Source organism: Luteimonas wenzhouensis (assembly GCF_007859305.1).
Lineage (GTDB): Bacteria > Pseudomonadota > Gammaproteobacteria > Xanthomonadales > Xanthomonadaceae > Luteimonas > Luteimonas wenzhouensis.
The window spans coordinates 625,247-650,772 of the sequence record NZ_VOHE01000001.1; the positions used below are offsets into that span (position 1 = coordinate 625,247).

24 protein-coding genes and 1 other RNA gene are annotated in these 25,526 nt (G+C 73.0%); 6 read left to right on the forward strand and 19 right to left on the reverse strand.

Annotation, left to right across the window (positions count from 1 at the left end; genetic code table 11):
- Nucleotides 1-134: 134 nt before the first annotated feature.
- From ftsZ to mraZ, 13 genes are all read right to left on the reverse strand, one after another.
- A complete protein-coding gene (ftsZ, locus tag FQY79_RS02795; protein WP_146310521.1) occupies nt 135-1,373 on the reverse strand; it encodes a cell division protein FtsZ in 1,239 nt (412 codons plus the stop codon).
- A gap of 217 nt (nt 1,374-1,590) precedes the next feature.
- Nucleotides 1,591-2,826 (reverse strand): cell division protein FtsA, encoded by a 1,236-nt coding sequence (gene ftsA, locus FQY79_RS02800; RefSeq protein WP_146310523.1) that lies wholly within the window; start codon nt 2,824-2,826, stop codon nt 1,591-1,593.
- Nucleotides 2,823-3,641 (reverse strand): cell division protein FtsQ/DivIB, encoded by an 819-nt coding sequence (locus tag FQY79_RS02805; protein ID WP_146310525.1) that lies wholly within the window; start codon nt 3,639-3,641, stop codon nt 2,823-2,825. Before FQY79_RS02805 ends, ftsA begins: the two co-directional genes overlap by 4 nt.
- A complete protein-coding gene (locus FQY79_RS02810; protein WP_146310527.1) occupies nt 3,638-4,585 on the reverse strand; it encodes a D-alanine--D-alanine ligase in 948 nt (315 codons plus the stop codon). The genes FQY79_RS02805 and FQY79_RS02810 overlap by 4 nt, the downstream gene beginning before the upstream one ends.
- Nucleotides 4,582-6,030, reverse strand: a complete 1,449-nt coding sequence (gene murC / locus FQY79_RS02815; RefSeq protein ID WP_425463166.1) for a UDP-N-acetylmuramate--L-alanine ligase — start codon at nt 6,028-6,030, stop codon at nt 4,582-4,584. The genes FQY79_RS02810 and murC overlap by 4 nt, the downstream gene beginning before the upstream one ends.
- Nucleotides 6,027-7,352: a putative lipid II flippase FtsW gene (gene ftsW / locus FQY79_RS02820; RefSeq protein ID WP_146310842.1), complete on the reverse strand. Its 1,326-nt coding sequence runs from the start codon at nt 7,350-7,352 to the stop codon at nt 6,027-6,029. Before ftsW ends, murC begins: the two co-directional genes overlap by 4 nt.
- Before the next feature lie 23 nt (nt 7,353-7,375).
- Nucleotides 7,376-8,461 carry a phospho-N-acetylmuramoyl-pentapeptide-transferase gene (gene mraY / locus FQY79_RS02825; protein ID WP_146310529.1) on the reverse strand — a complete coding sequence of 362 codons (1,086 nt, stop codon included), beginning with the start codon at nt 8,459-8,461 and terminating at the stop codon, nt 7,376-7,378.
- Nucleotides 8,451-9,839 (reverse strand): UDP-N-acetylmuramoyl-tripeptide--D-alanyl-D-alanine ligase, encoded by a 1,389-nt coding sequence (locus tag FQY79_RS02830; RefSeq protein ID WP_146310531.1) that lies wholly within the window; start codon nt 9,837-9,839, stop codon nt 8,451-8,453. The genes mraY and FQY79_RS02830 overlap by 11 nt, the downstream gene beginning before the upstream one ends.
- Nucleotides 9,836-11,323 (reverse strand): UDP-N-acetylmuramoyl-L-alanyl-D-glutamate--2,6-diaminopimelate ligase, encoded by a 1,488-nt coding sequence (locus tag FQY79_RS02835; protein ID WP_146310533.1) that lies wholly within the window; start codon nt 11,321-11,323, stop codon nt 9,836-9,838. The genes FQY79_RS02830 and FQY79_RS02835 overlap by 4 nt, the downstream gene beginning before the upstream one ends.
- A complete protein-coding gene (locus FQY79_RS02840) occupies nt 11,320-13,119 on the reverse strand; it encodes a peptidoglycan D,D-transpeptidase FtsI family protein (RefSeq protein WP_146310535.1) in 1,800 nt (599 codons plus the stop codon). The genes FQY79_RS02835 and FQY79_RS02840 overlap by 4 nt, the downstream gene beginning before the upstream one ends.
- A complete protein-coding gene (gene ftsL / locus FQY79_RS02845; RefSeq protein WP_146310537.1) occupies nt 13,116-13,379 on the reverse strand; it encodes a cell division protein FtsL in 264 nt (87 codons plus the stop codon). The genes FQY79_RS02840 and ftsL overlap by 4 nt, the downstream gene beginning before the upstream one ends.
- Entirely contained in the window at nt 13,376-14,290 is a 915-nt protein-coding gene (gene rsmH / locus FQY79_RS02850) for a 16S rRNA (cytosine(1402)-N(4))-methyltransferase RsmH (RefSeq protein WP_146310539.1), read from the reverse strand. The genes ftsL and rsmH overlap by 4 nt, the downstream gene beginning before the upstream one ends.
- A gap of 41 nt (nt 14,291-14,331) precedes the next feature.
- Entirely contained in the window at nt 14,332-14,778 is a 447-nt protein-coding gene (mraZ, locus tag FQY79_RS02855; protein WP_146310541.1) for a division/cell wall cluster transcriptional repressor MraZ, read from the reverse strand.
- 347 nt (nt 14,779-15,125) lie between these two features.
- On the opposite strand from mraZ, the gene FQY79_RS02860 reads away from it, so the two are divergent.
- The gene (locus tag FQY79_RS02860) at nt 15,126-15,509 is read left to right on the forward strand and encodes an ArsR/SmtB family transcription factor (RefSeq protein ID WP_186759712.1); all 384 of its coding nucleotides are present in this window, start codon (nt 15,126-15,128) and stop codon (nt 15,507-15,509) included.
- A complete protein-coding gene (locus FQY79_RS02865) occupies nt 15,506-16,051 on the forward strand; it encodes an SRPBCC family protein (protein WP_146310543.1) in 546 nt (181 codons plus the stop codon). The genes FQY79_RS02860 and FQY79_RS02865 overlap by 4 nt, the downstream gene beginning before the upstream one ends.
- Nucleotides 16,052-16,253: 202 nt before the next feature.
- Here the strand turns inward: FQY79_RS02865 and rnpB are convergent.
- Nucleotides 16,254-16,624: RNase P RNA component class A (rnpB, locus tag FQY79_RS02870), an RNA gene on the reverse strand.
- A 125-nt stretch (nt 16,625-16,749) separates the two neighbouring features.
- Here rnpB and FQY79_RS02875 point away from each other — a divergent pair.
- Nucleotides 16,750-18,684 carry an LTA synthase family protein gene (locus FQY79_RS02875; protein WP_146310545.1) on the forward strand — a complete coding sequence of 645 codons (1,935 nt, stop codon included), beginning with the start codon at nt 16,750-16,752 and terminating at the stop codon, nt 18,682-18,684.
- A 9-nt stretch (nt 18,685-18,693) separates the two neighbouring features.
- On the opposite strand, the gene rsmI is transcribed toward FQY79_RS02875, so the two are convergent.
- Nucleotides 18,694-19,533, reverse strand: a complete 840-nt coding sequence (gene rsmI, locus FQY79_RS02880) for a 16S rRNA (cytidine(1402)-2'-O)-methyltransferase (RefSeq protein WP_425463167.1) — start codon at nt 19,531-19,533, stop codon at nt 18,694-18,696.
- A 92-nt stretch (nt 19,534-19,625) separates the two neighbouring features.
- Here rsmI and FQY79_RS15475 point away from each other — a divergent pair, with 92 nt between their 5' ends.
- Genes FQY79_RS15475 through FQY79_RS02895 form a run of 3 tightly spaced genes read left to right on the forward strand, consistent with a single transcriptional unit; the run spans nt 19,626 to nt 22,297 of the window.
- Nucleotides 19,626-20,744: a penicillin-binding protein activator gene (locus FQY79_RS15475; RefSeq protein WP_146310546.1), complete on the forward strand. Its 1,119-nt coding sequence runs from the start codon at nt 19,626-19,628 to the stop codon at nt 20,742-20,744.
- A gap of 1 nt (nt 20,745) precedes the next feature.
- A complete protein-coding gene (locus tag FQY79_RS15480; protein ID WP_222434232.1) occupies nt 20,746-21,105 on the forward strand; it encodes a YraN family protein in 360 nt (119 codons plus the stop codon).
- A 13-nt stretch (nt 21,106-21,118) separates the two neighbouring features.
- A complete protein-coding gene (locus FQY79_RS02895; RefSeq protein WP_146310548.1) occupies nt 21,119-22,297 on the forward strand; it encodes a MalY/PatB family protein in 1,179 nt (392 codons plus the stop codon).
- Between the two features lie 94 nt (nt 22,298-22,391).
- On the opposite strand, the gene thiL is transcribed toward FQY79_RS02895, so the two are convergent.
- From thiL to ribB, 4 genes are all read right to left on the reverse strand, one after another.
- Nucleotides 22,392-23,351, reverse strand: coding sequence for a thiamine-phosphate kinase (gene thiL / locus FQY79_RS02900; RefSeq protein WP_186759715.1), 960 nt, complete (start codon nt 23,349-23,351; stop codon nt 22,392-22,394).
- Between the two features lie 31 nt (nt 23,352-23,382).
- Nucleotides 23,383-23,892, reverse strand: a complete 510-nt coding sequence (nusB, locus tag FQY79_RS02905) for a transcription antitermination factor NusB (protein WP_246122971.1) — start codon at nt 23,890-23,892, stop codon at nt 23,383-23,385.
- Complete coding sequence (gene ribH / locus FQY79_RS02910; RefSeq protein ID WP_146310553.1) at nt 23,841-24,308, reverse strand: 6,7-dimethyl-8-ribityllumazine synthase; 468 nt, start codon at nt 24,306-24,308, stop codon at nt 23,841-23,843. The genes nusB and ribH overlap by 52 nt, the downstream gene beginning before the upstream one ends.
- Before the next feature lie 114 nt (nt 24,309-24,422).
- Nucleotides 24,423-25,526 carry a 3,4-dihydroxy-2-butanone-4-phosphate synthase gene (ribB, locus tag FQY79_RS02915; RefSeq protein ID WP_146310555.1) on the reverse strand — a complete coding sequence of 368 codons (1,104 nt, stop codon included), beginning with the start codon at nt 25,524-25,526 and terminating at the stop codon, nt 24,423-24,425.

Below are 25,526 nucleotides of genomic sequence, written 5' to 3' on the forward strand. Positions count from 1 at the left end.
CGCCCTGAACCGGATTCAAGCGGCCGGGGCGCAGGTCGCCCGAAAAGCCGCCGGGCCGGCACGGCCCGGCGGCGAAACGGACATGGCGCCCGCCCCCGCCGCGGCGGGGTGCGGGCCGGACCGACCTTGGGGGGTCAGTCCGCCTGGCGGCGCAGGAACGCCGGGATGTCGAGGTAGTTGCTGTCGCCGAAGTCGGCCGCTTGCGGCGCCGGCGCCGCCGGCTCGGCCGCCGCCGCGGCGCGCCCGCGCAGGGCGCCGGCGATGCTCGAACCGGAGTTGAACGCCTCGACCGGATCGTCCAGGAACATCCCGGTGGTGCCATCGCGCCGGCCGGTGTTGACCAGCTGCACGTGCGGGCGGCGGGCGCCAGCGTCGAATCCGGCATCGCCGCGCACCGGCGGGCGCACGCTGGCGCGGTTGAGGCCGGTGGCCACCACGGTCACGCGCACGTCGTCCTGCATCTCCGGGTCGAGCACGGTGCCGATCACGATGGTCGCGTCCTCGCTGGCGAAGTTCTCCACGGTGCGGCCGACCTCGTCGAACTCGCTCATGGTGAAGTCCGGGCCGGCGGTGATGTTGACCAAGATGCCGTTGGCGCCGGCCAGGTTGACGTCGTCGAGCAGCGGGTTCTGGATCGCCGCCTCGGCCGCGGCCTGGGCGCGGTCGTCGCCGCGGGCGTGGCCGGTGCCCATCATCGCCAGGCCCATCTCGGACATGACGGTGCGCACGTCGGCGAAGTCGACGTTGATCAGGCCCGGGCGCACGATCAGGTCGGCGATGCCCTGCACCGCGCCGAGCAGCACGTCGTTGGCGGCGCGGAACGCCTGGATCATGGTGGCGTTGCGGCCGAGCACGGTGATCAGCTTCTCGTTCGGGATCGTGATCAGCGAGTCGACATGCGCCGAGAGGTCTTCGATGCCCTTGAGCGCCACCTGCATGCGGCGACGGCCCTCGAACGGGAACGGCTTGGTCACCACGGCCACGGTGAGGATGCCCATCTCCTTGGCCAGCTGCGCGACGACCGGGGCCGCGCCGGTGCCGGTGCCGCCGCCCATGCCCGCGGTGATGAACACCATGTCGGCGCCCTGCAGCGCGTCCATGATGATCTCGCGGTCCTCGAGCGCGGCCTGGCGGCCGACTTCGGGGTTGGCGCCGGCGCCCAGGCCCTTGGTGACGCTGGAGCCGAGCTGCAGCTGGAGCTTGGCGCCGCAGTTGCTGATCGCCTGGGCGTCGGTGTTGGCGGTGATGAACTCAACGCCGTCGACGCTGCTGTTGACCATGTGCGCGACCGCGTTGCCGCCGCCGCCGCCCACGCCGATCACCTTGATGACGGCGTTCGGGGCCATCTTTTCCACGAGTTCGAAATGTGCCATGTCCTAGTCCTCGGTTGGAGCCGGGATTGGGGTCCGGAAGGGCCTGCGCCCGGGTTCCGTTCCGCTCATCGCCGGCGTTGTTATTGGTGTGACGCCTTGTTGCCTGTGTTCGTGTCCTGCGACTGGATGACCGCTTACCTGTTGTGCTCCTCCGCTCCGCCTTTCGCCTCGCCCGGCCCGTGCCGGCCTCCTCCCCGTCCCCGTTCCCCCCGCGGGCTCAGAACTCGCCCCGGAACCACGTGGCCAGCTTCTTGAGCAGGGTCCCGGCCTTGCCCGTCGGCAACGACGGACGGCGCGGGTGCTCGATCTGGCTGCCCATCAGCAGCAGGCCCACGCCGGTGGCGTGGACCGGGTTGTTGACCACTTCGCCCAGGCCGGTGACGTGCTGCGGGATACCCACGCGCACCGGCATCTGCAGCATTTCCTCGGCCAGCTCGACCACGCCTTCCATCTTCGCGGCCCCGCCGGTGAGCACCATGCCGGCGCGCACGTGCTGCTCGAAGCCCGAGCGCCGCAGCTCGGCCTGGACCATCTCGAAGATCTCCTCGTAGCGGGCCTGCACCGCCTGCGCCAGCGCCTGGCGCGGCAGCCGCCGCGGCGGGCGGTCGCCCACGCTGGGCACCTGGATCGACTCCTCGCTGGTGGCCAGCTGCGCCAGCGCGCAGGCGTAGCGGACCTTGATCTGCTCGGCCTCGGGCGTGGGCGTGCGCAGCATGTGCGCGATGTCCTCGGTAACCTTGTCGCCGGCGATCGGCAGCGAGGCGGTGTGGCAGATCGCACCGTGCACGAACACCGCCAGGTCGGTGGTGCCGGCGCCCATGTCCACCATCACCACGCCCAGCTCGCGCTCGTCGCCGGTGAGCACCGCGGTACTCGAGGCCAGCGACGACAGCACCAGGTCGTCGATCTGCAGGCCGCAGCGCTGCACGCACTTGCTGATGTTGGCCGCGGCCGACTGCGCGCACACCACCAGGTGCGCCTGCACCTCCAGGCGCACGCCGGTCATGCCGACCGGGTTGCGGATGCCTTCCTGCGAGTCGTCGAGCACGTACTCGCGCGGGATCGCGTGCAGGATCCGCTGGTCGGCCGGGATCGCCACCGCCTTGGCCGCGTCAAGCACGCGGTCCAGGTCGGCCCAGGTCACCTCGCCGTCGCGGATCGGGACGATGCCGTTGGAGTTGCGGCACTGCACGTGGTTGCCCGAGATCGAGGCGTAGACGCTGCGGATCTCGCAGCCGGCCATCAGCTCGGCCTCCTCGATCGCGCGCTGGATCGACTGCACGGTCGATTCGATGTCGACCACCACGCCGCGCTTGAGGCCGCGCGATTCGTGGCTGCCAATGCCGATCACCTCGATCGGGTTGCCGGGGGAGTACTCGCCCACCAGCGCCACCACCTTGGAGGTGCCGATGTCGAGTCCGACGATGAGGGCCTTGTCGCCTTTGCGGTTCATGTGCGGGAGCCGGGATTCACGAGGGGGGAACGCAGGCCGGGGGGCGCGTCGTGGCGGGTGAGCGACGCCAGCGCGCCGCCCTCGCCCGCGTCGCCGCCGGCAGGTCCGGGCTCGCCCCATTCCAGGGCGAAGCCGTTGGTGTAGCGCAGGTCGGCGCGGCGCAGGGTCTGCCCGCTGCGCGCCAGCAGCTGCGGCAGCACCCGCGCGAAGCGCTGCAGGCGCAGCCGCGCTTCCTGCTTGCCGACCGTCACTTCGATGCCGTTGTCCAGCACCAGCGACCAGCTGTCGCGGCGGTCGAGCACCAGCCGCCGGACCGAGAGCCCGCCGGCCATGAAGATCTCGCCCGCCTGGTTGTACAGCGCGACCACGTCGGCCACGCGGGCGTCGGGCCCGTCGAGCTCGGGCAGGCCGTCGGGCACCTCGATGCCTTCCACCGGGAACAGGCGCCCCTGCTCGGACAGCAGCCGGTCCTCGCCCCAGCGCGCGAACGGGCGGTGCTCGGAGATGCGCACCTCCAGCACGTCCGGCCACAGCTTGCGCACCTCGGCGCGCTCGACCCACGGCAGCCGGGCGACCTCGGCCTGGACGCGGTCGAGGCGGATCGCGAAGAAGCCGTCGGCCGCGTGCGGCGCCACCACCTCGCGCAGGCGCGCGGTGTCCACGCGCTCCAGCCCGTCTGTGACCCGCAGCGTGCGCAGCGGCCAGCGCTCGGCGCCGATCCAGCCGTTGACCAGCGCCACCACCGGCAGCGCGACCAGCGCCAGGGCCAGCGCCCACGCGCCCACCTGGAGGATGCGGCGGAGCGTCGCGTTCATACCGTCTGCTCCAGCACGCGCCAGCACAGCTCGGCGTAGTCGATGCCCACCTGCGCCGCGGCCTTGGGCACCAGCGAATGGCTGGTCATGCCCGGCGCGGTGTTGACCTCCAGCAGCAGCAGGCGGCCGGTGGCGCGCTCGCGCATCAGGTCGACCCGGCCCCAGCCGCTGCAGCCCGCGGCCACGAACGCGGCCAGCGCCAGTCCGGCGGCCGCGCGCTCGCCGGCCTCGTCCAGGCCCGGGCACAGGTACTGGGTGTCGTCGGCGAGGTACTTGGCGTTGTAGTCGTACCACTCACCGGCGGGCACGATCCGGATCGACGGCAGCGCGACATCGCCGAGGATGGCCACGGTGATCTCGTCGCCCACCACCATTTCCTCGACCAGCATCTCGCCGCCGTACGCGCGCGCGACCCCGACCGCGTTGGCGATGTCGCCCTCGCCCACCACCCGCGCGGCGCCCACGCTCGAACCCTCGCAAGAGGGCTTGGCGAACGCGGGCAGCCCGACCTTCGCGATCGCGGCGCGCAGGTCGCCGCCGGGCGGCACGCGCGCGAAGCGCGGGGTCGGCAGGCCCTCGGCGATCCACACCTGCTTGGTGCGGATCTTGTCCATGGCCAGCGCGCTGCCGAGCACGCCCGCGCCGGTATAGGGCACGCCCAGCGCCTGGAGCAGGCCCTGGACCACGCCGTCCTCGCCGCCGCCGCGGTTGCCGTGGAGGATGTTGAACACGCGATCGACCGTGCCGGCGCGGATCGCCTCGACCAGGGCCGGGATGCCGTCGACCGCGTGCGCATCCACGCCGCGCGCGCGCAGCGCCTCGAGCACGCCCTGGCCCGACTGCAGCGACACCTCGCGCTCGGCACTGGTGCCGCCCATCAGCACCGCCACGCGGCCGAACGCGGCCGGGTCGGTGATGCGCAGCGGGGGCACGGCCAGGCTCATCGCGCGGCCTCCGGGAAACCTTCGCGCGCCAGCTGCTGGGCGGCGTGGCCGATGTCGCCGGCGCCCATCATCAGCAGCAGGTCGCCGTCGAGCAGCACGTCGGGCAGCACCTCGCGCAGTTCCTGGGCGCTGCCCACTACCACCGGGTCGATCCGGCCGCGGGCGCGGATCGCGCGCGCCAGCGCCTTGGCGTCGGCGCCGGCGATCGGCGCCTCGCCCGCCGGATAGACCTCGGTCAGCACCAGCGCGTCGACGTCGGAGAGCACCGCGGCGAAGTCGTCGAACTGGTCGCGGGTACGGGTGTAGCGGTGCGGCTGGAACGCCACCACCAGGCGCCGGTCCGGCCAGCCGCCGCGCGCGGCCTCGAACACCGCGGCCAGTTCGCGCGGATGGTGGCCGTAGTCGTCCACCAGCCGCACCTGCGCGCCCTGCGCGGTACGCAGCGTGGCCAGCAGGTTGAAGCGGCGGCCGATGCCCTGGAACTTCTCCAGCGCCGAGGCGATCCGCGCGGTGTCCACGCCCAGCTGCCAGCCCACCGAGGCGGCGGCCAGCGCGTTGAGCACGTTGTGGCGCCCCGGCAGGGCCAGGGTCACCGGGGTGCGCGAGCCGTCGGGCAGGCACAGCGTGAAGCGCATCGCCGGGCCTTGCTGGACGACGTCCTCGGCGCGTACGTCCGCGCCCGGCGACAGGCCGTAGGTCATCGCGTGGCGCGGCATGTTCGCCGCCAGGCGCGCGACCTCCGGGTCGTCCACGCACAGCACCGCCAGGCCGTAGAACGGCAGCCGGTGCAGGAACTCCAGGAACGCGTCCTGGACCCTGGCGAAATCGCCGCCGTAGTTCTCCAGGTGGTCGGCGTCGATGTTGGTGACCACCGCGATCAGCGGGTTCAGGCGCAGGAAGCTGCCGTCGCTCTCGTCGGCTTCGGCCACCAGCCAGTCGCCGCCGCCCAGGCGTGCGTTGGCCCCGGCGGCGAGCAGCTGGCCGCCGATCACGAAGGTCGGGTCCAGCCCGCCTTCGGCCAGCACGCTGGCGGTGAGCGACGTGGTCGTGGTCTTGCCGTGGGTGCCGGCAACCGCGATCCCGCGGCGGAAGCGCATCAGCTCGGCCAGCATTTCGGCGCGCGGCACGACCGGGATGCGCTGCGCGCGCGCCTCCATCAGCTCGGGGTTGTCGGCGCGGATCGCGCTGGAGACCACCACGCAATCGCAGCCGAGCACGTTCGCGGCCGCGTGCCCGCGGTGCACGGTCACGCCCAGCTCGGCCAGGCGCCGGGTGGTGGCGTTGTCGGCGGTGTCCGAACCCGAGACCCGGTAGCCGAGCGTGCACAGCACCTCGGCGATGCCGCTCATGCCCGCGCCGCCGACGCCGACGAAATGCACGCGCGAGAACGAGCGGGCAATGCCCTCCTTGGTGAGGTCGCGGGCGGCAAGCAGGCGGCGAATCACGGGCGCCTCCCATGGCCCAGTGGGCCCTGGCCGAGGGTGGGCTCGATGCGCGGACGCAGGCGGCTGGTGCCGCGCACCCCGGCGACCGCCGACGGCGGCGGCTGCGTGGTCGGCGGCGGCGGCGGGCCCTCGCCGCCCGGCGCGCGCGCGCCCTCGCCGCGCAGGCGCGCGACCTGGCGCTGGGCGCGGTCGAGTTCGTAGGACACGCGCAGCAGCAGGCCGATCGCCACGCAGGTCATCATCACGCTCGAGCCGCCGGCCGAGATCAGCGGCAGGGTCAGGCCCTTGGTCGGCAGCAGGCCGAGGTTCACGCCGATCGACACCAGCGCCTGCAGGCCGATGGTCAGGGCCACGCCGAAGGCCACGTAGCCGGCGAAATGGCGGCGCATCTCCACGCAGCGGTAGCCGATCCAGAACGCGCGGCCCACCAGCGCGGCGAACAGGCCGATCACGCACAGCGCGCCGACCAGGCCCAGCTCCTCGGCGATCACCGAGAAGATGAAGTCGGTATGCGCCTCGGGCAGGTAGGACAGCTTCTGGATCGACGCGCCCAGGCCCACCCCGGTGAGCTCGCCGCGGCCGATCGCCATCAGCGCGTTGCTCAGCTGGTAGCCGGCGCCGAGCTGGTCTTCCCACGGGTTCCAGAACGAGGTGATGCGGCGCAGGCGGTAGGGCTCGACCACCGCCACCACCACCAGCGCCGGCAGCAGCAGCGCCACCGGCAGCAGCATCCGGCGCAGGTGCCCGCCGCCCAGGACCAGCATCCCGGCGGTCACCGCCAGCAGCATCGTCGCCGAGCCGAAGTCCGGCTGCGCCAGCAGCAGCAGCACCATCAGCAGGGCGACGCCGATCGGCTTGAGCATCGCCGCCCAGGTGGCGTTGACCTCGTCGCGGAAGCGCACCAGGTAGCTGGCCAGCCACACCAGGTACAGCACCTTGGCCGCCTCGACCACCTGGAAGTTGGCGACCCGGAAGCTGATCCAGCGGCGCGCGCCGTTGACCGAGTAGCCCAGGCCGGGGATGAACACCAGCAGCAGCAGCAGCACGCAGCCGGCCAGCAGCGCACGCGGGTACTTCTCCACCAGCTTCAGGTCGGTGCGCATCGCCACGCCGCACAGCGCGATGCCCACCGCCAGGAACACCACGTGCTTGACGAGGTAGTGGAACGGGCCCTGGCCGAGGTTGCCGGCGACCGCGATCGAGGCCGAGGCGACCATCACCACGCCGAACGCCGCCAGCGCCACCGCCACGCCCACCAGCCAGCCGTCGTAGCGGCCTTCGATGGCGTCCAGGCGGGTGGCCTGGCGGGTGCTTTCGAACATGCGGGAGTCGGCGGTCACGGCCATCAGCGCACCTTCAGCGTTGCCAGGCCGACCAGCACCAGGACCACCGAAATGATCCAGAAGCGCACGATCACGCGCGGCTCCGGCCAGCCCTTGAGCTCGAAGTGGTGGTGGATCGGCGCCATCCGGAACACGCGCTTGCCGGTGAGCTTGAAGCTGGCCACCTGGATCATCACCGACAGCGTCTCGATCACGAAGATGCCGCCCATGACCACCAGCACCAGCTCCTGGCGCACGATCACGGCCATTGTGCCGAGCACCGCGCCCAGCGCCAGCGCGCCGATGTCGCCCATGAACACCATCGCCGGGTAGGTGTTGAACCACAGGAAGCCCAGGCCCGCGCCGGCGATCGCGGCGCAGATGATGATCAGCTCGCCCGCGCCCGGCACCGGCGGGATCTGCAGATAGCGCGAGAACTCGGCGTGGCCCGAGGCGTAGGCGAACACCGCGATGCCGCCGGCCACAAGCACCGTGGGCATGATCGCCAGGCCGTCGAGGCCGTCGGTGAGGTTGACCGCGTTGGAGAAGCCGACGATCCAGAAGTAGGCGATCGCCACGAAGCTGATGCCCGCCAGCGGGAGCGCCACCGACTTGAACAGCGGCACGTAGAAGGTCGTGGCCGCCGGCACGTCGGCGTAGAGGTACAGGTACAGGCCGGCGGCCAGGCCGAAGATCGACTGCAGCAGGTACTTCCAGCGCGACTTCAGGCCGTTGGGGTCGCGCCTGACGATCTTGATCCAGTCGTCATACCAGCCGATCGCACCGAAGGCCAGCATCACCAGCAGCACCACCCACACGTACTTGTTGCGCAGGTCGCCCCACAGCAGCACCGCGGCGGTGACCGTGAACAGGATCAGCGCGCCGCCCATGGTCGGGGTGCCGGCCTTGGAGAAATGCGACTGCGGGCCGTCCTGGCGGATCGGCTGGCCGCCCTTGTACTGGGCGAGCTTGCGGATCACCGCCGGGCCCCACCACAGCGACAGGAACAGCGCGGTCAGCGCGGCGAGGATGCCGCGGAAGGTCAGGTAGCCGAACAGGCCGAACAGGCCTTCGTGTTGCTGCAGCCAGCGCGCGAGTTCAAGCAGCATCGTGTCCCCCTGTTTCAGGCAGCAGCGCGTCGACCACGCGGTCCATCGCGCTGCCGCGCGACCCCTTCACCAGCACCCGCACGCCGGCGTGCAGGTCCACCCGCAGGGCGTCGACCAGCGCGCCGTGGTTCTGGAAATGGCGGCCGCCCTCGCCGAAGGCCTCGGCGGCGGCCCGGCTCAACGGCCCGATCGCGTACACCCGGGCGATGCCCGCGCGGCGCGCGCGGCGCCCGGCCTCGGCGTGCAGCGCCTCGGCGTCGCCGCCCAGCTCGCGCATGTCGCCCAGCACCAGCCAGCTCTCGCCCGCGGCGGCGGCCAGGGTGTCGATCGCGGCGTTGAGCGAGCCGGGATTGGCGTTGTAGCTGTCGTCGATCAGCATCGCGCCGTTGGCCAGGCGGTGGCGCACCAGCCGGCCCTTGACCGGCTCGGCTTCCGACAGCGCCGCCGCGATCGTGTCCAGCGGCACGCCCAGCGCCAGCGCGATCGAGCTGGCCGCCAGCGCATTGGCGATGTTGTGGCGACCGGGCAGCGGCAACCGCACCCCGATGCTGGCGCCCGGCACCACCAGGGTGAAGCGCGACTCCTCGTCGCCGCAGGCGATGTCGCGCGCGGTCACGTCGGCACTGGCCTCCAGGCCGAAGCGCAGCACCCGGCGGCCCTGGGCGCGGTTGGCGAAATACGGCGAGAACGCGTCGTCGGCGTTGATCACCGCCGTGCCGTCGTAGGGCAGCGCCTCGTAGATCGCGCCCTTGGTCTCGGCGATGCCCATCAGGCTCTGCATGCGCTCCAGGTGCGCCGGGGCGACGTTGTTGACCAGCGCCACGTGCGGGCGCGCGATGCTGGTCAGGTAGGCGATGTCGTCGCGCTTGCCGGCGCCCATCTCGTAGATCGCGACGTCCACGTCGTCCGGGGTCTCGATCACCGACAGCGGCAGGCCGATCTCGTTGTTGCGGTTGCCGGGGTTGGCATGGGCACGCATCGCCCGCGAGGCGATCTCCAGGGTGAGCTGCTTGACGCTGGTCTTGCCGTTGGAGCCGGTGATCCCGACCACCCGGCCCCGGCGCGCATGCTGCAGCGCGGCGGCCAGCGCCCCCAGTGCGCGCTCGGTGTCGGCCACCAGCACCTGCGGCAGCGGCGCCTCGACCTGGCGCGCGACCAGCGCGGCGCGCGCACCCTGGGCGGCGGCGGCGGCGACGTGGTCGTGGCCGTCGAAGTGGCTGCCCTTGAGCGCGACGAACAGCGCGCCGCGGCCGTCGCGTGCGTCGAGCGTGCGGGTGTCGGTCTCGACCGCGTCGATCAGCACGTCCGTGGCCTGGCCGTCGCCGAGCAGGCGCCCGCCGGTCCACTGCGCGATGCGCGAAAGCGGCAGCGGCCTCATCGCGCCACCTCCCCCGCCGCCAGCGCGTGCAGCGCCTGGCGCGCGACCCGGACGTCGTCGAACGGGTGCTTCACGCCCGCCACTTCCTGGTAGTCCTCGTGGCCCTTGCCGGCCACCAGCACGATGTCGCCGGCGCGCGCGCGGGTGATCGCCCCGGTGATCGCGGCGCGCCGGTCGCGCTCGATCCGCACCCGCTCGGGGTGGGCGAAACCGGCCATGATCCCGGCCACGATCGCATCGCCGTCCTCGTGGCGCGGATTGTCGTCGGTGACCACCACCTCGTCGGCCAGGCGCTCGGCGATCGCGGCCATCACCGGGCGCTTGCCGGCGTCGCGTTCGCCACCGCAGCCGAACACGCAGACCAGGCGGCCGCGCAGGTGGTCGCGCAGCGACTGCAGCGCCTGCTCGAGCGGGTCGGGCTTGTGCGAGTAGTCGACCACCACCAGCGGCCGGTCGCCGCCGCCGATCCGGTTCATGCGCCCCGGGATCGGCTGCAGCCGGCCGAGCGTGGCGGCGATGCTGTCCGGGTCGTGGCCCAGCGACCGCATCACCGCGGCCACCACCAGCAGGTTGTCGATGTTGAACCGCCCCAGCAGCGGCGACGCCACCGGCCAGCTGCGGCCGGCCATGTGCAGCAGGAAGGACAGGCCGTTGCCGTCGAGGACCACGTCGGTGGCGCGCACCGCGGCGTCCGCGGCGCCGCGGGCGCTGGTGCCCAGCACCTCGAGCGTGGCCGGAAGGGTTGGCAGCAGGCCGCGGCCGAAGGGATCGTCCAGGTTCACCACCGCCGCGCGCAGCCCGGGCATCGCGAACAGGCGCGCCTTGGTCGCGCCGTAGTGCGCCATGTCGGGGTGGTAGTCGAGGTGGTCGCGGCTGAGGTTGGTGAACACCGCGACCGCGAAGTGCACGCCGTCCACGCGGCCCTGGTCGAGCGCGTGCGAGCTGACCTCCATCGCCACCGCGTCCATGCCCTCGTCGCGCAGCCCGGCGAGCAGCGCATGGGTGGTGAGCACCAGCGGGGTGGTGAAGCCGGTCGGGCGCGGGCGGCCGTAGGGGCCGGCGCCGAGGGTGCCGATGGTGCCGGCGCGCACGCCGTTGAGCTCCAGCGCCTGGGCCAGCAGCTGCACGGTCGAGGTCTTGCCGCTGGTGCCGGTGACGCCGATCGTGGTCATCCGCGCCGAGGGCCGTTCGTGGAAGGCGTCGGCGAGCTCGCCCAGGCGCGCGCGCAGGCCCGGCACCGCGATCGCGCCGGGCGGCGGCGGCGGGACGTCGCCGGGCACCGGCGGCTCGAACAGGATCGCGCGCGCGCCGGCGCGCGCAGCGTCGGCGGCGAAGTGCAGGCCGTGGCGGCCGAAGCCGGCGACCGCGACGAAGGCGTCGCCCGGACGCAGTTCGCGACTGTCGAGCGCCAGCCCGGCGACCGCGACGTCCGGGATCCCGGGCACGTCGGGCAGCAGCTGCGCGAGCGGCACCGTGCGGCTCATCGCCGGCCTCCCGTGGCCGCGCCGGCGACGCGCGCGCGCCCGCCTTCCCCGGCCGCCTGCGCGGCCAGCCAGGTCTCGATGTCGTCCGGCGGCACGTCCATCAGCCGCAGCGCGCCCTCCATCACCCGCGCGAACAGCGGCGCGGACACGTAGCCGCCGCCATAGGTCGAACCGCCGGCCGAGGGGTCGGGGTCGTTGACCACCACCGTGACCGCGAACCGCGGCCGCTCCACCGGCACCAGGCCGGCGAAGTAGGCGACGTAGCGGCGCGCGTAGCCGCCGGCGGCGGACTTGCGCGCGGTGCCGGTCTTGCCGGCCACGTGGTAGCCCAGGATCGCGGCGCGGGTGGCGGTGCCGCCGGGCTCGGTGACGGTCTGCATCATCTGCATCACCTGGGCGGCGATTTCCGGGTCGAGCACGCGCACCGACCCGCCGGCATGCCCGCCCTTGACGAAGGTCGGCGTCACCATCACCCCGCCGTTGCCGATCGCCGCGTAAGCGCGCGCGATCTGCAGCGGCGTGGCCGACAGGCCGTAGCCGTAGGACAGGGTCTGCTTGTGGGTGCCGCTCCAGCGGTCGGGCGTGGGGAAGGTGCCCGGCGCCTCGCCCGGGAACCCGCTGCCGGTGCTGGAGCCGAAGCCGAAGCGGCGCAGGAACGCGTCGAACTCGCGGTCGGGCAGCATCCGCACGATCTTGGACACGCCCACGTTCGAGCTCTTGGTGAGCACGCCGGTGACGTCGAGCACGCCGTAGTTGCGGAAGTCGCTGGTGCGGTAGCGGCCGTTCGGGATCCAGCCCGGGTTGGTGTCGATGAGCGTGGTCGGGGTGATCACGCCGGCCTCGAGCCCGGCGGCCACGGTCAGCGGCTTGATGGTCGAGCCGGGCTCGAACAGGTCGGTGACCGCGCGGTTGCGGTAGGCATCGCGGTTCTCGCCGCTGACCTTGTTGTTGTTGTAGGACGGCAGGTTGGCCATCGCCAGCACTTCACCGGTGGCCACGTCCAGGATCACCACCGAGCCGCTGGCCGCGCGGGTCTCGAGCAGGGTGCGCTTGAGCTCGCGGTAGGCCAGGAACTGGATCCGGCGGTCGATGCTCAGCACCAGGTCCTTGCCCGGCTCGGCCGGGCGGACCAGGTCGACGTGCTCGACGATCCGGCCGTGGCGGTCGCGGATCACCTTCTGCAGGCCGGGCTTGCCGCGCAGCCACTCGTCGAAGGCCAGCTCGACGCCTTCCTGGCCCTGGTCGTCGATGTTGGTGAAGCCGAGCACGTGCGCGACCGCCTCGCCCTGCGGGTAGAAGCGGCGGAACTCGCGCTGCGAGAACACGCCCGGGATCTTGAGCGCGAGGATCTTCTGCGCCACCGCCGGGTTGATCCGGCGATGCCCGGGCACGTACATGAACTCCTTGTCCTTGCGCTGCGAGACGTAGCGCGTGAGGTAGTCCACGGGCAGGCTGGTGGCCTCGGCCAGGCGCGCGATCGCGTCCGGGTCGTTGGCCAGTTCCTGCGGGTTGGCCCACAGCGACTCGACCGGCGAGGACACCGCCAGCGGCTCGCCGTTGCGGTCGGTGATCATGCCGCGCGAGGTCGGGATCGGCACCTCGCGCAGGAAGCGCGCGTCGGCCTTGCGCTGGTAGAAGTCGTTGTCCACCAGCTGCAGGTCCACCGCGCGCACCACCAGCGCGACCGCGCACAGGCCCATCGCGCCGGCGACCAGCATCAGCCGCCCGCGCAGGTTGAACTGCGCACGCGGGCGCGGCTTCTTGGCGGTCCCGGAGCTGGCGCGCACGAACCTCATGGCCGCACCACCACGATCTCGTCGGTAGCCGGGAACTTCATGCCCAGGCGCGAGCGCGCGACCTGGTCGATGCGGTTGCTCTCCGCCCAGGTGGCCTGCTCGAGCTGCAGCCGGCCGAACTCGATGTCCAGCTCGTCGCGCTCGCGCTCCAGGCGGGTGAGCTGCACGTACAGTTCGCGGTGCTGGTGGCGCGCGTACACCACGCCGATCGCGGAGATCACGTTGGCCAGCACGAGCACGACCAGGGCCAAGCGGATCATGCGCGCGCCTCCCGGGCCGACGGCAGCCTCTCGGCCACCCGCAGCACCGCGCTGCGGGCGCGCGGGTTGGCGGCCACTTCGGCCTCGTCCGCCTTGCGGGCGCCGCCGACCGGGCGCAGGGTGGGCACGAAGCCGGTGGCCTCGGGCAGGCGGCGGTTGCCGGGCGGCGCCTTGGCGCGCGCGGCGATGAACCGCTTGACGATGCGGTCCTCGAGCGAATGGAAGCTGATCACCGCCAGCCGCCCGCCCGGGCGCAGCGCGTCGTGGGCGGCGCCGAGGCCGCGCTCGAGGTCCTCGAGCTCGCGGTTGACGTGGATCCGGATCGCCTGGAACGTGCGCGTGGCCGGGTGGATGTCGCCACGCCCGCGCGGCACCACCGAGGCGACCAGCTCGGCCAGTTCGGCGGTGCGGGTGAGCGGACGTTCGCGGCGGCGGGCGACGATCGCGCGCGCGATCCGCCGGCTCATCCGCTCCTCGCCGTAGGTCCACAGCACGTCGGCGATCTCGCGCTCGTCGGCGCGCGCCAGCCACTGCGCCGCGCTCTCGCCGGAATCGGGGTCCATGCGCATGTCGAGCGGGCCGTCCTTGCCAAAGCTGAAACCGCGCTCGGCGACGTCGAGCTGCGGCGAGGACACGCCCAGGTCGAGCAGCACGCCGTCGAGGCCCTGGCGGGCCAGGTCCCACGCGCCCATGTCGGCGAAGCTGCCGCGGCGGATCGCGACGCGCGCGTCGGCGCCGAACGCGCGCCCGGCCTCCGCAATCGCTTCGGGATCCTTGTCCATCAGCAGCAGCCTGCCTCCGCTACCCAACCGCTCCAGCACTCCGCGCGCATGGCCTCCGCGCCCGAACGTGCCGTCCAGATACGTTCCGTCCTCCAACACCCGCAGCCCTTCCATGACCTGCTCGAACATCACCGGAAGGTGCGCGGACCGGGCTTCCGCGCGCCCCTCCGTCACAGCTGCAGCTCGACCAGGTCGTCGCCCAGGTCCGCGTCGCCAAGCGTCTGCCGGATCTGCGCCAGGTGTGCCTGCTCGCTCCAGAGTTCGAACTTCTCGCCCATGCCCACCAGCACGGCCTTCTTCTCGATGCCGACGGCATGGCGGTGGCTGGCGGGGATGCTGATGCGGCCGTTGCCGTCGGGCTCGACGAACGTGGCCGCGCCGACCAGCTTGAGCTGCAGCTGGCGGTTGACCGAGCGGGTGCGCGGGAGCGCGTTGACCTGGTCGCGCACGCGCTCCCACACCGGCTGCGGGTAGATGTAGAGGCTGCCGGACTCGAACGGGTTGTAGGTCACCACCAGGCGGTTGCCGCCGGCCTCGGCCACGAGGTCGCGGTAGCTGGTCGGGATCGCCAGCCGGCCCTTGTCATCGATCGTGATGGCCGATTCGCCCTGGAACACCAATGCCTGCCCGGAGGTGCCCGTCTGCGGCGGGCTTCAGTCCAGGGAAAACCACAAAAAACCCGGTTTCCCCACGAAGCGCCACCTTATGGCCCGTCCAGAACGATGTCAACAGCTTTGGTGTCGAAATTTCATTAATCCGCTCAATAACTTGCGTGACACTTCACAAAGTTGCTCAAGGCTTATCCACAAGCTGCTGATATGTCTCAAATTTTGAGATTCGTCGATTTCCGGGCCACCTGGCAGGGGACGCGGACGGCGCGATCCCCGGTGGATGCTGCATAGCACAACGCACTCATTCAACCTCTGGGTTGACAAGAGCCGTCCACAGGCAGATATTCAACCACATGATTGAATATCCGTCGCGCCTCGACGGCGTCTTCCACGCCCTTTCCGACCCCACCCGGCGCGCGATGCTGGCGGCGCTGGCGACGGGCGAGCGCAGCGTGGGCGAACTGGCGGCGCCGTTCGAGATGTCGCTGGCCGCCGCCTCCAAGCACATCCGCACCCTCGAACGCGCCGGCCTGCTACGCCGCACCGTGCAGGGCCGCACCCACCGCTGCGCGCTCCAGGCCGCACCGCTGGCCGAGGCCGAGGCATGGCTGCGTGGCTACGCGAAGTTCTGGACCGCGCGCCTGGACAGCCTCGAGGCGCTGCTGCGCGACGGCGGCCCCGACGGATCCGGCAACCCGCCCGATGCCCCGCCCACCCCTGGAGGACCTGCGCCATGACCGCCCACGGCACCCTCGCCGGACCCGGCACCCTGCGCTTCCGCCGACGCCTGCCCGGTCCGCTCGAACGCGTCTGGAGCTACCTCGTCGATCCGGACAAGCGCCGCCTCTGGCTCGCCGGCGGACCGATGGACACGCGCCCGGGCGGTGCCGTGGAGCTGCATTTCCGCAATTCGGAACTGTCGCGCGGGGACGATCCACCCCCGGAGAAGTACCGCGAGGTCGGCAACGCCGGCACGGTGCGCGGCGAGATCCTGCGCTGCGAGCCGCCGCGCCTGCTGGCGTTCACCTGGGGCGGCGGGCCGGACGCCGGCGAGCCGCCCTCGGACGTCACCATCGAACTGGAACCCGACGGCGACGAGGTGCTGCTCACCCTCACCCACCGCCGCCTGGCCCCGGGTCCGCAGACGCTCAGCGTCGCCGGTGGCTGGCACACCCACCTCGACATCCTCGGTGACGTGTTGCGCGGCGACCAGCCGCGTCCGTTCTGGCGCACCCACACGCGGATCGAAGCCCAGTACGCGGCGCGCGGCCTGGGGTGACGATGCGCATGCGCGCTGCCGTCGGCTGCATCGCCGGCGCCGGCGCGACTGCATTGCACTAGACTGTCCCGCGTTCCACGCCCGGCGGCATGGCGAGAGTTGCCATCCATGCCCATCCGGCTGGCAGTGTCCACCGTCGTGCCAGCGCCGGGCACCCGACCTGCACACCAGGCCAGGGAGTTGTCGCGTCCATCGAAGCAGGTGGCGGAGCCGGCCTGTAAGCCGGGTTCTGTCGTGGACAGCCATTCGTCTGGGCGCACCGTCACCGGTGCGCTCGAGCAACCTACCCGGAGGCACCGCGGGCCGCGGCATCGCCTCCCTATTTGGTCTTGCTCCCGGTGGGGTTTGCCGTGCCGGCCTGTTGCCAGGCTCGCGGTGCGCTCTTACCGCACCATTTCACCCTTGCCCGCACCCTGCCATCCGAAGACGACCGGGCCGCTGGCGGTATCTTTCTGTTGCACTTTCCGTCGGCTCGCGCCGCCCAGGCGTTACCTGGCACCGTGCCCTGTGGAGCCCGGACTTTCCTCGGCGCCTTCCCCGGAGGGAGGGCGACGCGGCTGCCCGGCCGGCTCCGCCGACGCCATTGTCGCACGGCGCCGGCCGCCGCACTCCGGCCATCCGGGGTTCAGCATAGTGAAGGCTTTGTGCAGGCAGGCCGTTCTATCCTCGAACGCCGCCCGCAACCGACCCTGCTGCCGATGACGTCGCCCCCGCGTCAAGGCCGGCTGCGCAGCCTGTTCGCGCACCACGGCCGCCTCCTGTTCCTCGCCGGGCTCGCGCTCGCCTACTGGATCGCCCTCGCCGGCTTCGCCCTGCCGGACGGCGAGCGCACCGGCCGCATCTTGGTCCGGTTAGCCGGCAGCATCGTGGAACTCTGGTTCACCGGCCTGCTGCTGGCCGGCTGCATGCGCATGGCCGCGCGCGGCCGGGCACGTCCGGCGTGGCTCGCGCTGTGCTGGGCGATCTCGGGCCTCGCCTGCGCCGGCTACCTGGTCCAGGCGTACTCGCTGCACATCTCGGGCAACTTCCTGACCGCGCTGGCGCTGCAGAACGGCGACTCGGCGCAGTTCCTCCTGTCGAAGCGGTTGATGCTCGCGGCCGCGCTGGCGCTGCTGTGGTGGCTTGCGTTCTGCTGGTCGACGCTGCTGCCGCGTCCCGCGCATGGGGCGCGCCCGCTCAACGGCGAGTGGCTGCGCCGCGGGGCGTACGCCGGCAGCCTCGGCGTCGCCATGCTGCTCGTGGCCTACCTGGCCACCCTGCAGCGCAAGGCGCCGGCACTGGAGCCCGGGTTCCGGCAGGCGCCGCTGGCCGCGCTCGCGATCGCGGGTTACGACGCCTCGCGGGCCGTCCCCGACGCGCCGTCCGGGGCAGTGGCGGTGGACGTCGGAGCGTGCTTCCCGTGGCCGGCCCGGCACGAGGATTTTCCGTTCCAGAAGAACGAGATCTACCGCGAACGGCTGGCACGCGCGCCCGACGCGCCGCCGGGACGGCCGAACATGATCGTGCTGATGTCCGAAGGCGTGTCGGCACGCATGCTCGGCGCCTACGGCGGCGAGTACCCGGGCCTCACGCCGAACTTCGACCGCGTCGCCGCCGAGTCGATGCGGGTGGACAACTACTTCAACCACACCGCGGCCACCTATCGCGGCGTCGGCGGGCAGATGGCCTCGGGATTCATGGCCTCCGGCGGCGCCGGGCAGAACGGCTGGGAGCGCGTGCCCGACCCGAACGCACTGACCACGACCCGTCGGCAGACGGTCCCCGCGCTGCTCTCGGCCGCCGGCTGGCAGACCTATTTCCTGGCGCCGCATCCGGAAACCAAGCCGTTCATCGTGATGCTGCGCTCGATCGGGTTCAGCCAGGTGTATTCCCGCCACACCATCGGTTCCGACCTGCTCGGGCGCGAGCTGCCGCTGCGCGGGCGCACCGCCGCGATCGAGGACCAGAGCCTGTTCGAAGGCCTTCAGGCGCTGCTCGAACGGCGCCTTTCCAACGGCGAGGACGCGCCGTTCTTCATCATGCTCTACAACATCGGCACCCACGCCATGATCCCGCCGGGACCGGTGCGGTACCCGGGGCACGACAACCCGGTGCTGGACAAGCTGCACAACTACGACGCGGCGTTCGGGCAATTCCTGGACTGGTTCGACCGCAGCCCGTACGCGCGCAACACGATCCTCGTCGTCACCGCCGACCATTCCACCTACCCGGAGCCGGCATACCGCAAGGTCGCCGGCAGCGACTTCCGCCCATTCTTCGTCGACCGCATCCCGCTGCTGGTGCGCGACCCGTTCCATCGCCTGCCGGCCACGCTCGACGCCGACGGCCGCAACTCGCTCGACCTCGCCCCGACCCTGCTGCAGCTGCTGGAGGCCCCACAGGCGCCGAACAGCTTCCTGGGCCGGTCGCTGTTCGAGCCGCGCTCGATGCCGCTGGGGATCGCGTGGACCGCGCCCGGGCGGTACTTCCTCACTACCCGCGAGGGCGTACGCAGCCACGGCCAGATCCCGCCCGAGCTGGCGTCGCAGTTCGGCTGCCACCAGGAGGTGCTGCGGCGCTACCTGCAAGCCGAAGCGGACGACCGGATCTTCGCGCCGGACCTGGCGACGGACACCGCGACCGGCCAGCGCTAGCCGCGCGCCTCAGCCGCCGTAAAGCGCCTTGCGCGGCGCGCCGGTGATCTCGGCGGCGAGCTTGGCCGCCAGCGACGGCCTGAGTTCGGCCGCCAGCAGCGCGTACACACGCCGGCCCTCGGCCAGGCGCGCGGCGCCATCCTCGCCGGCGCCCTCCACCACCACCACGAACTCGCCCCTGCGCTGGTCGGCATCGCTGCCCACCCGCGCGACCAGCGCGTCGAGGGTGCCGTCGAGCACGGTCTCGAACAGCTTGGTCAGTTCCCGCGCCACCACGGCCCGGCGGTCGCCGCCGAACGCGGCCGCCGCGTCGGCCAGCATCGCGTGGATGCGGTGCGCGGACTCGTAGAAGATCAGCGTGCGCGGCTCGCCCGCCAGCGCCGCCAGCCATTCGCGGCGGGCCGCGGCCTTCGCCGGCGCGAACCCCTCGAACACGAAGCGGTCGCTGGGCAGCCCAGCCACGCTCAGCGCGGCGACCAGGGCGCAGGGACCGGGCACCGGACTGACCCGGATCCCCGCCTCGCGCGCGGCCCGCACCAGACGGAAGCCCGGGTCGCTCACCAGCGGGGTGCCGGCGTCGCTGACCAGCGCCAGCGACTCGCCCGCGCGCAGCCGCTCCACCAGCCGCGGCGCGAGCGCCTCCTCGTTGTGCTCGTGCAGCGCCAGCAGCGGCGTGGACACGCCGATCTGCGCCAGCAGCTGGCGGGTATGGCGGGTGTCCTCGGCGCAGATCGCCGCCACCGATCCCAGCACCTGGGCGGCGCGCGGCGAGAGGTCGCCCAGGTTGCCGATCGGCGTGGCCACCACGTGCAGCACGCCCGCGGCGGCCACCGCTGCCTTGGTCGACATCGTCCCTCCACGGACTGACGGTAGAATCGGGCCATTGTCCACCGTGGGGCCGGCAGATGCGGCAGATGTCGAAATGGATGTTGGGCGCGGCCATGGCGGCCATGCTGGCGGGCTGCGCCTCGGTGCAGGTGGGCCCGCAGGTGGCGCCGGAGGCGCCCGCGCCGGTCGACACCCACTGGACCTTCGGCCCGGCGCCGGCCACCGCCGGCGGACCGCCGCAGCGGCTCGCCGTCCTGCTGCCGATGACCGGGCAGCTGGCCACCGCCGCCGCGTCGGTGCGCGACGGCCTGCTCGCCGGCTATTACGGCCACGGCGGCGCCAGGCCGGAACTGGTGTTCTACGACACGGGCGGGACGGTTTCGGGCGCGATCGCCGCGCGCGACCGCGCGGTCGCCGAAGGCGCCGACCAGATCCTGGGCCCGCTGGGCCGCGACGAAGTCTCGGCGCTGTTCGGTTCGCCGCAGCCGGTGCCGCTGCTGGCGCTCAACCGCGGCCATGGCGAGCCGCCCGAAAACGCCGCCGACTTCTCGCTCGCGCCCGAGGACGAAGGCGCCGCGATCGCGCAGCGGCTGCTGGCGCACAACGCGCGCCGGGTGCTGGTGCTGAGCAACGGCGACGACCACGCCGTGCGCAGCGTCGAGACCCTCCGCACGGCGCTGGAGGCGGCCGGCGGCACGCTCGTGGCCACGATCGCGATCACCGGCGAGACCCCGGGCGACCAGACGCCGGCGCTGCGCGCGGCGGCCGGCAGCGAAGGCGGCGTGGACGCGGTGCTGATCGCGCTGCGCGGCAACGAGGCGCGGGTGGTGGTGCCGCAACTGTTCGCCGCCGGCCTCGGCAACCGGATCCGGCTCGCGACCTCGCAGCTGGGCCTGGGCACCGGCGATGCCGACAGCGACCGCGCCCTCGACGGAATCGTGTTCGTCAGCGAGCCCTGGACCACGTCCGGCCTGCCCGGGCTGCCCTCGCCGGCCACGCTGGCCGAGCAGTTGCCGACCGCCCGCGGCCCGGCCGCGCGGCTGTTCGCCTTCGGCCACGACGCCTGGCTGCTCAGCGCCCGCCTGCGCGAACTCGCCAGGCAGCCGGGCGCGACGGTCTCCGGCGCCACCGGCGAGCTGTCGCTGGCGCCCGACGGGCGCGTGCATCGGATTCCGGCCTGGGCCACCTTCAGCGGCGGCCTGGTCACGCCGGTGGCCGACCGCGGCCACTGAGGTGCGCGCCCGCGGCGCCGGCATCGAAGCGGCCGCGCGCGCCCACCTGTGCCGCGCCGGCCTGCGGCCGATCGCCGCCAACGCCACCGCGCGGGTGGGCGAGCTGGACCTGGTGATGCGCGACGGCGATACCGTGGTGTTCGTGGAGGTGCGCTACCGGCGCAGTGCGCGCTTCGGCGATGGCGCGGCCTCGATCGACGCGCGCAAGCGCCGCCGCCTGGTGCTGGCCGCGCGCCAGTTCCTCGCCCGCCGACGCGACCTGCAGGACGCGCCCTGCCGGTTCGACGTGGTCGACGCCAGCGGCGACCCCGACGCCCCCACGCTGCGCTGGCTGCGCGACGCATTCCGCGCCGACGACTGACCCGACTGCCGCGATGCCCATCGATTTCGACCAGATCGACGAAGCCGGCCTGCGTGCCGCCGGCGGCCTGAAATGGACCGCCTTCCCCGACTGCATCGGCGCCTTCGTGGCCGAGATGGACTTCGGGCTCGCCCCGCCGGTGGCCGCGGCACTGCAGGAGGCGGTGGCGCGCGGGCGCACCGGCTACCCCACGCCGGCGCTGTCGCGCGAGCTGGCCCAGGCCTGCGCCGCCTGGCAGGCCGGCCGCTACGGCTGGCAGGTCGATCCCTCGCGCATCCAGCCGGTGGGCGACGTGCTCGGCGCGCTGGAGATCATGCTCGCCCACTTCCTGCCGCGTGGCACCGCGGTGGTCCTGCCGACCCCGGCCTACATGCCGTTCCGCCCGCTGCTGGAGCTGCACGGCCACCGCGTGCTGGAAGTGCCGCACCTGCTGCAGGACGGGCGCTGGCGCATGGACCTGGCCGGCATCGACGCGGCGCTGGCCGGCGGCGCCGGGCTGGTGCTGCTGTGCAATCCGCAGAACCCGCTCGGATGCGTGTTCGAGGCGGACGAGCTGCGGGCGCTGGCCGAGGTGGTGGAGCGGCATGGCGCGCGCGTGTTCTCCGACGAGATCCACGCGCCGCTGGTCTACCCGGGCGCGCGCCACGTGCCCTACGCCAGCGTGTCCGACGCCGCGGCCCGGCATTGCGTGGTGGCGGTCTCGCCTTCCAAAGGCTGGAACCTGGCCGGCCTCAAGTGCGCGCAGATGGTGCTGGGCAACGACCAGGACCTCGACCGCTGGCGGCGCATCGCCCTGGTGGCCGGGCACGGCGTGGCGGGACTGGGCATGATCGCCGCCACCGCGGCCTGGCGCGAGGGCGGCGCCTGGCTGGACGGCGTGCTGCGCTACCTCGACGGCAACCGCCAGCGCGTGTCGCGGTGGATGGCCACGCACCTGCCGGAGGCCAGGTTCGTCGCGCCGCAGGGCACCTACCTGGCCTGGCTCGACTGCCGCGCGCTGCCGCTCCCCGCAGGGACGACGGCCGCGGCGCTCTTCCGCCGCCGGGCCCGCGTGGCGCTGACCGACGGCCGCGAATGCGGCGAGGCCGGCGCGGGCCACGTGCGCCTGAACTTCGCCATGCCGCGGCCGGTGCTCGACGAGGCGCTGTCGCGCATGGCCGATGCCATCGCGACGCTTCGCGGCGGCGCCTGATCACGGGAAGCGCCCAGCTGCACGGCTCCCTGTAGGAGCGGCTTCAGCCGCGACCTGCGCACGTGTCGATTCCTGGTCGCGGCTGAAGCCGCTCCTACAGGAGGGGCGAAGGGTCCTGGAAGTGGCGGTAGCCCGGCACCGCCGGCGTCCACGCGCTGCCGTCTGGCCGCAGCGCGCGCACGCCCTGTCCGTCCTCGATCCGGCCGATGCGCGCCGCGGGCACGCCCGCGCCCGCGAGCGCCCGCGCGATCGCCTCGCGATGCTCCGGCGGCGCGGTGAAGCACAGTTCGTAGTCGTCGCCGCCGCAGGCCTGCCACGGCCAGCGCATCTCCGGACGGAAACGCGCCAGCGCCGGCGACGCCGGCAGAGCCTCGAGTTCGACCACCGCGCCCACGCGGGAGGCGGTGCAGACGTGGCCGAGATCGGCCAGCAGGCCATCGGAGACGTCGATGCAGGCGGTGGCCAGCCCCGACAGCGCGCGTCCGGCGGCCACCCGCGGCTGCGGCCGGTCGAGCCGCGCGCGCAGCGCGCGGTCGACCGCGGCGCCGGCCTGCAGCGCGGCCAGCGCACCGGCCGCGTCGCCCGGCGTGCCGGTCACCCAGACGTCGTCGCCGACGCGTGCCCCGTCGCGGCGCAGCGCACGGCCCGGTTCGACGAACCCATGCGCGGCCACGCACAGCGACAGCGGCCCGCGCGTGGTGTCGCCGCCGACCAGGGCCACGTCGTGCTCGCGGGCCAGGGCAAGGAACCCGTCAAGCAGGGCGTCGACCAGGCCGGCATCGCCCTCGGGCAGCGACAGCGACAGCGTGCACCAGGCAGGCCGGGCGCCCATCGCGGCGAGGTCGGACAGGTTCACCGCCAACGCCTTCCAGCCGATGTCGGCCGGCGCGGTGCCGTGCGGGAAGTGCACGCCGGCGTGCAGCGCGTCCATCGTCACCACCAGCTGCAGCCCCGGCGGCGGCTGCAGCAGCGCGGCATCGTCGCCGATGCCCAGGACCACATCGCCGCGCGCCGCGACGCGGGCGCGGATGCGGGCGATCAGGTCGAATTCCATCGCCATCGGCGGCCGTCGCGCGACGCCCCGGTCAGCCGCGCGCGGCCTGGACCTCGGTCGCGCGCCACTGCGCGGCGGCGCGGTCGAGCACCCCGTTGACGTAGGTATGGCCGTGCTCGGAGCCGAAGCGCTTGACCGTGCGCAAGGCCTCGTCGATCACCACCCGGAACGGCACGTCCAGGCGGTGGCGCAGCTCGTAGGCGGCGATGCGCAGCATGGCGCGCTCGATCGGGTCCACCTCCTCCACCGCGCGGTCGAGGAAGGGCTGCAGCGCCGCGTCGAGTTCGGCGCGGTGCTTGCCGACGCCGCGCACCAGGTCCTCGAAGTACTCCAGGTCGGCCACTTCGTGCGCCTGCTCGTGGGCGAACTGGGCGATCGCGTTGCGCGCGTCCACGCCCGAGAGCTGCATCGCGTAAACCGCCTGCAGCGCGCGCCGGCGCGAGCGCGTGCGCGCCACCGGATCGACGCCGTCGCGACGCGGCCCGCGGCTCACGCCAGCGTCTCCAGCAGGTGCGCCATCTCGATCGCCACCAGCGCGCACTCCTCGCCCTTGTTGCCGTGGCTGCCGCCGGCGCGCTTCTCGGCGTCCTCGTAGGAATCGACCGCCAGCACGCCGTTGGCCACCGGCACCCCGTGGTCGAGCGCGACCCGCATCAGCGCCTGGCTGCAGCCGTCGGCCACCTGCTCGTAGTGACGGGTATCGCCGCGCACCACGCAGCCCACGGCGACGAGCGCGCGGTGCGCGCCGCGCACGGCGAGCTGGCGGGCCGCCAGCGGGATCTCCCAGGCGCCGGGCACGCGCACCACGTCGATCGCGTCGGCGGCCACGCCGTGGTCGGCGAAGGCCTTGCGCGCGCCGGCCACCAGCGCATCGGTGATGCGCGGGTTCCAGCGGCTGGCGATGATCGCGAAGCGCGCGCCTTCGGGGGCGCGCAGGTCGCCTTCGTAATGGCTCATGCCTTGGGGATATCCGGTCGGGAGACGGGAATTCTACCGTGCGGGCCGCGGCCCCGAAGGGCGATGGCGGCGGCCGGGGCGGATGCCCGGACACGGCAGGTCCGCGCGCGGGCGCTAGGGAGCCACGTACTCCACGATCTCCAGCCCGAACCCGGCCAGCCCCACCTGCCTGCGCGGGGTGCCCAGCACCCGCAGGCGGCCGAAACCCAGGTCCTGCAGGATCTGCGAACCGGCACCGTTGCGCCGCCACTCGCCCATCCGGCCGCCGCGTACCGGGGGCGGCGCGGCCGACTGCGGCGCTCGGACGCGCTCGAGCAGCGCCGCCGGATCGCGCGGCTCGTCCAGCAGCACCAGCGCGCCGGACTCCTCCGCCGCCAGCCGGGCCAGGACGTCCGCGGTGGTGGGGCCGAAGTCGTCGCGCCGCCAGTGCAGCGCGTCGGCGAGCGGGTTCATCGGCTGCACCCGTACCAGCGCGGCCCGCGCCGGGTCCGGCGCGCCACGCACCAGGGCCAAGTGCAGCGCGTCGGCCAGCCGGTCGCGGTAGCTCACGAGGCGGAACGGGCCGTGCGCGGTCTCGATGCCGCGTTCGTCCACGCGCTCGACCGTGTGCTCGGTCTCGAGCCGGTAGCGGATCAGGTCCTCGATCGAGCCGATCTTCAGGCCGTGTTCGCGCGCGAACACCTCCAGCTCCGGGCGCCGGGCCATGCTGCCGTCGGGATTGAGGATCTCCACCAAAACGCCCGCCGGCGCCAGGCCCGCCAGCCGCGCCAGGTCGGACGCGGCCTCGGTGTGGCCGGCGCGCGCGAGCACGCCGCCCGGTTCGGACATCAGCGGAAAGATGTGGCCGGGCTGCGAGAGGTCCTCGGGGCGCGCGTCCGGGCGCACCGCGGTGCGGATCGTGTGCGCGCGATCGTGGGCGGAGATGCCGGTGGTCACGCCCTCGGCCGCCTCGATGCTGACGGTGAAGTTGGTGCGGTGGCGCGAGGTGTTGGACTGCACCATCGGCGGCAGGCCGAGCTGCGCGCAGCGTTCGCGGGTGAGCGACAGGCACACCAGCCCGCGCGCATGGGTGACCATGAAGTTGATGTCGGACGGGCGCACCAGTTCGGCGGCCATGATCAGGTCGCCCTCGTTCTCGCGGTCCTCGTCGTCGACGATCACCACCATCCGCCCCTGGCGGATCTCCTCGAGCAGTTCGGGCACGGGTGCGAAGGCCAT

Coding starts and splice junctions, on each gene's coding strand:
- rsmH (WP_146310539.1), bottom strand. CDS start 14,290: ATGTTCGAGCAGGTCATGGAAGGGCTGCGGGTGTTGGAGGACGGAACG.
- FQY79_RS02835 (WP_146310533.1), bottom strand. CDS start 11,323: ATGAGCCGCACGGTGCCGCTCGCGCAGCTGCTGCCCGACGTGCCCGGG.
- FQY79_RS02875 (WP_146310545.1), top strand. CDS start 16,750: ATGACGTCGCCCCCGCGTCAAGGCCGGCTGCGCAGCCTGTTCGCGCAC.
- ftsZ (WP_146310521.1), bottom strand. CDS start 1,373: ATGGCACATTTCGAACTCGTGGAAAAGATGGCCCCGAACGCCGTCATC.
- FQY79_RS02840 (WP_146310535.1), bottom strand. CDS start 13,119: ATGAGGTTCGTGCGCGCCAGCTCCGGGACCGCCAAGAAGCCGCGCCCG.
- mraY (WP_146310529.1), bottom strand. CDS start 8,461: ATGCTGCTTGAACTCGCGCGCTGGCTGCAGCAACACGAAGGCCTGTTC.
- FQY79_RS02865 (WP_146310543.1), top strand. CDS start 15,506: ATGACCGCCCACGGCACCCTCGCCGGACCCGGCACCCTGCGCTTCCGC.
- ribB (WP_146310555.1), bottom strand. CDS start 25,526: ATGGCCTTCGCACCCGTGCCCGAACTGCTCGAGGAGATCCGCCAGGGG.
- thiL (WP_186759715.1), bottom strand. CDS start 23,351: ATGGAATTCGACCTGATCGCCCGCATCCGCGCCCGCGTCGCGGCGCGC.
- FQY79_RS02895 (WP_146310548.1), top strand. CDS start 21,119: ATGCCCATCGATTTCGACCAGATCGACGAAGCCGGCCTGCGTGCCGCC.
- ftsL (WP_146310537.1), bottom strand. CDS start 13,379: ATGATCCGCTTGGCCCTGGTCGTGCTCGTGCTGGCCAACGTGATCTCC.
- FQY79_RS02830 (WP_146310531.1), bottom strand. CDS start 9,839: ATGAGGCCGCTGCCGCTTTCGCGCATCGCGCAGTGGACCGGCGGGCGC.
- FQY79_RS15475 (WP_146310546.1), top strand. CDS start 19,626: ATGGCGGCCATGCTGGCGGGCTGCGCCTCGGTGCAGGTGGGCCCGCAG.
- ribH (WP_146310553.1), bottom strand. CDS start 24,308: ATGAGCCATTACGAAGGCGACCTGCGCGCCCCCGAAGGCGCGCGCTTC.
- FQY79_RS02810 (WP_146310527.1), bottom strand. CDS start 4,585: ATGAGCCTGGCCGTGCCCCCGCTGCGCATCACCGACCCGGCCGCGTTC.
- FQY79_RS02860 (WP_186759712.1), top strand. CDS start 15,126: ATGATTGAATATCCGTCGCGCCTCGACGGCGTCTTCCACGCCCTTTCC.
- rsmI (WP_425463167.1), bottom strand. CDS start 19,533: ATGTCGACCAAGGCAGCGGTGGCCGCCGCGGGCGTGCTGCACGTGGTG.
- FQY79_RS02805 (WP_146310525.1), bottom strand. CDS start 3,641: ATGAACGCGACGCTCCGCCGCATCCTCCAGGTGGGCGCGTGGGCGCTG.
- ftsA (WP_146310523.1), bottom strand. CDS start 2,826: ATGAACCGCAAAGGCGACAAGGCCCTCATCGTCGGACTCGACATCGGC.
- ftsW (WP_146310842.1), bottom strand. CDS start 7,352: ATGTTCGAAAGCACCCGCCAGGCCACCCGCCTGGACGCCATCGAAGGC.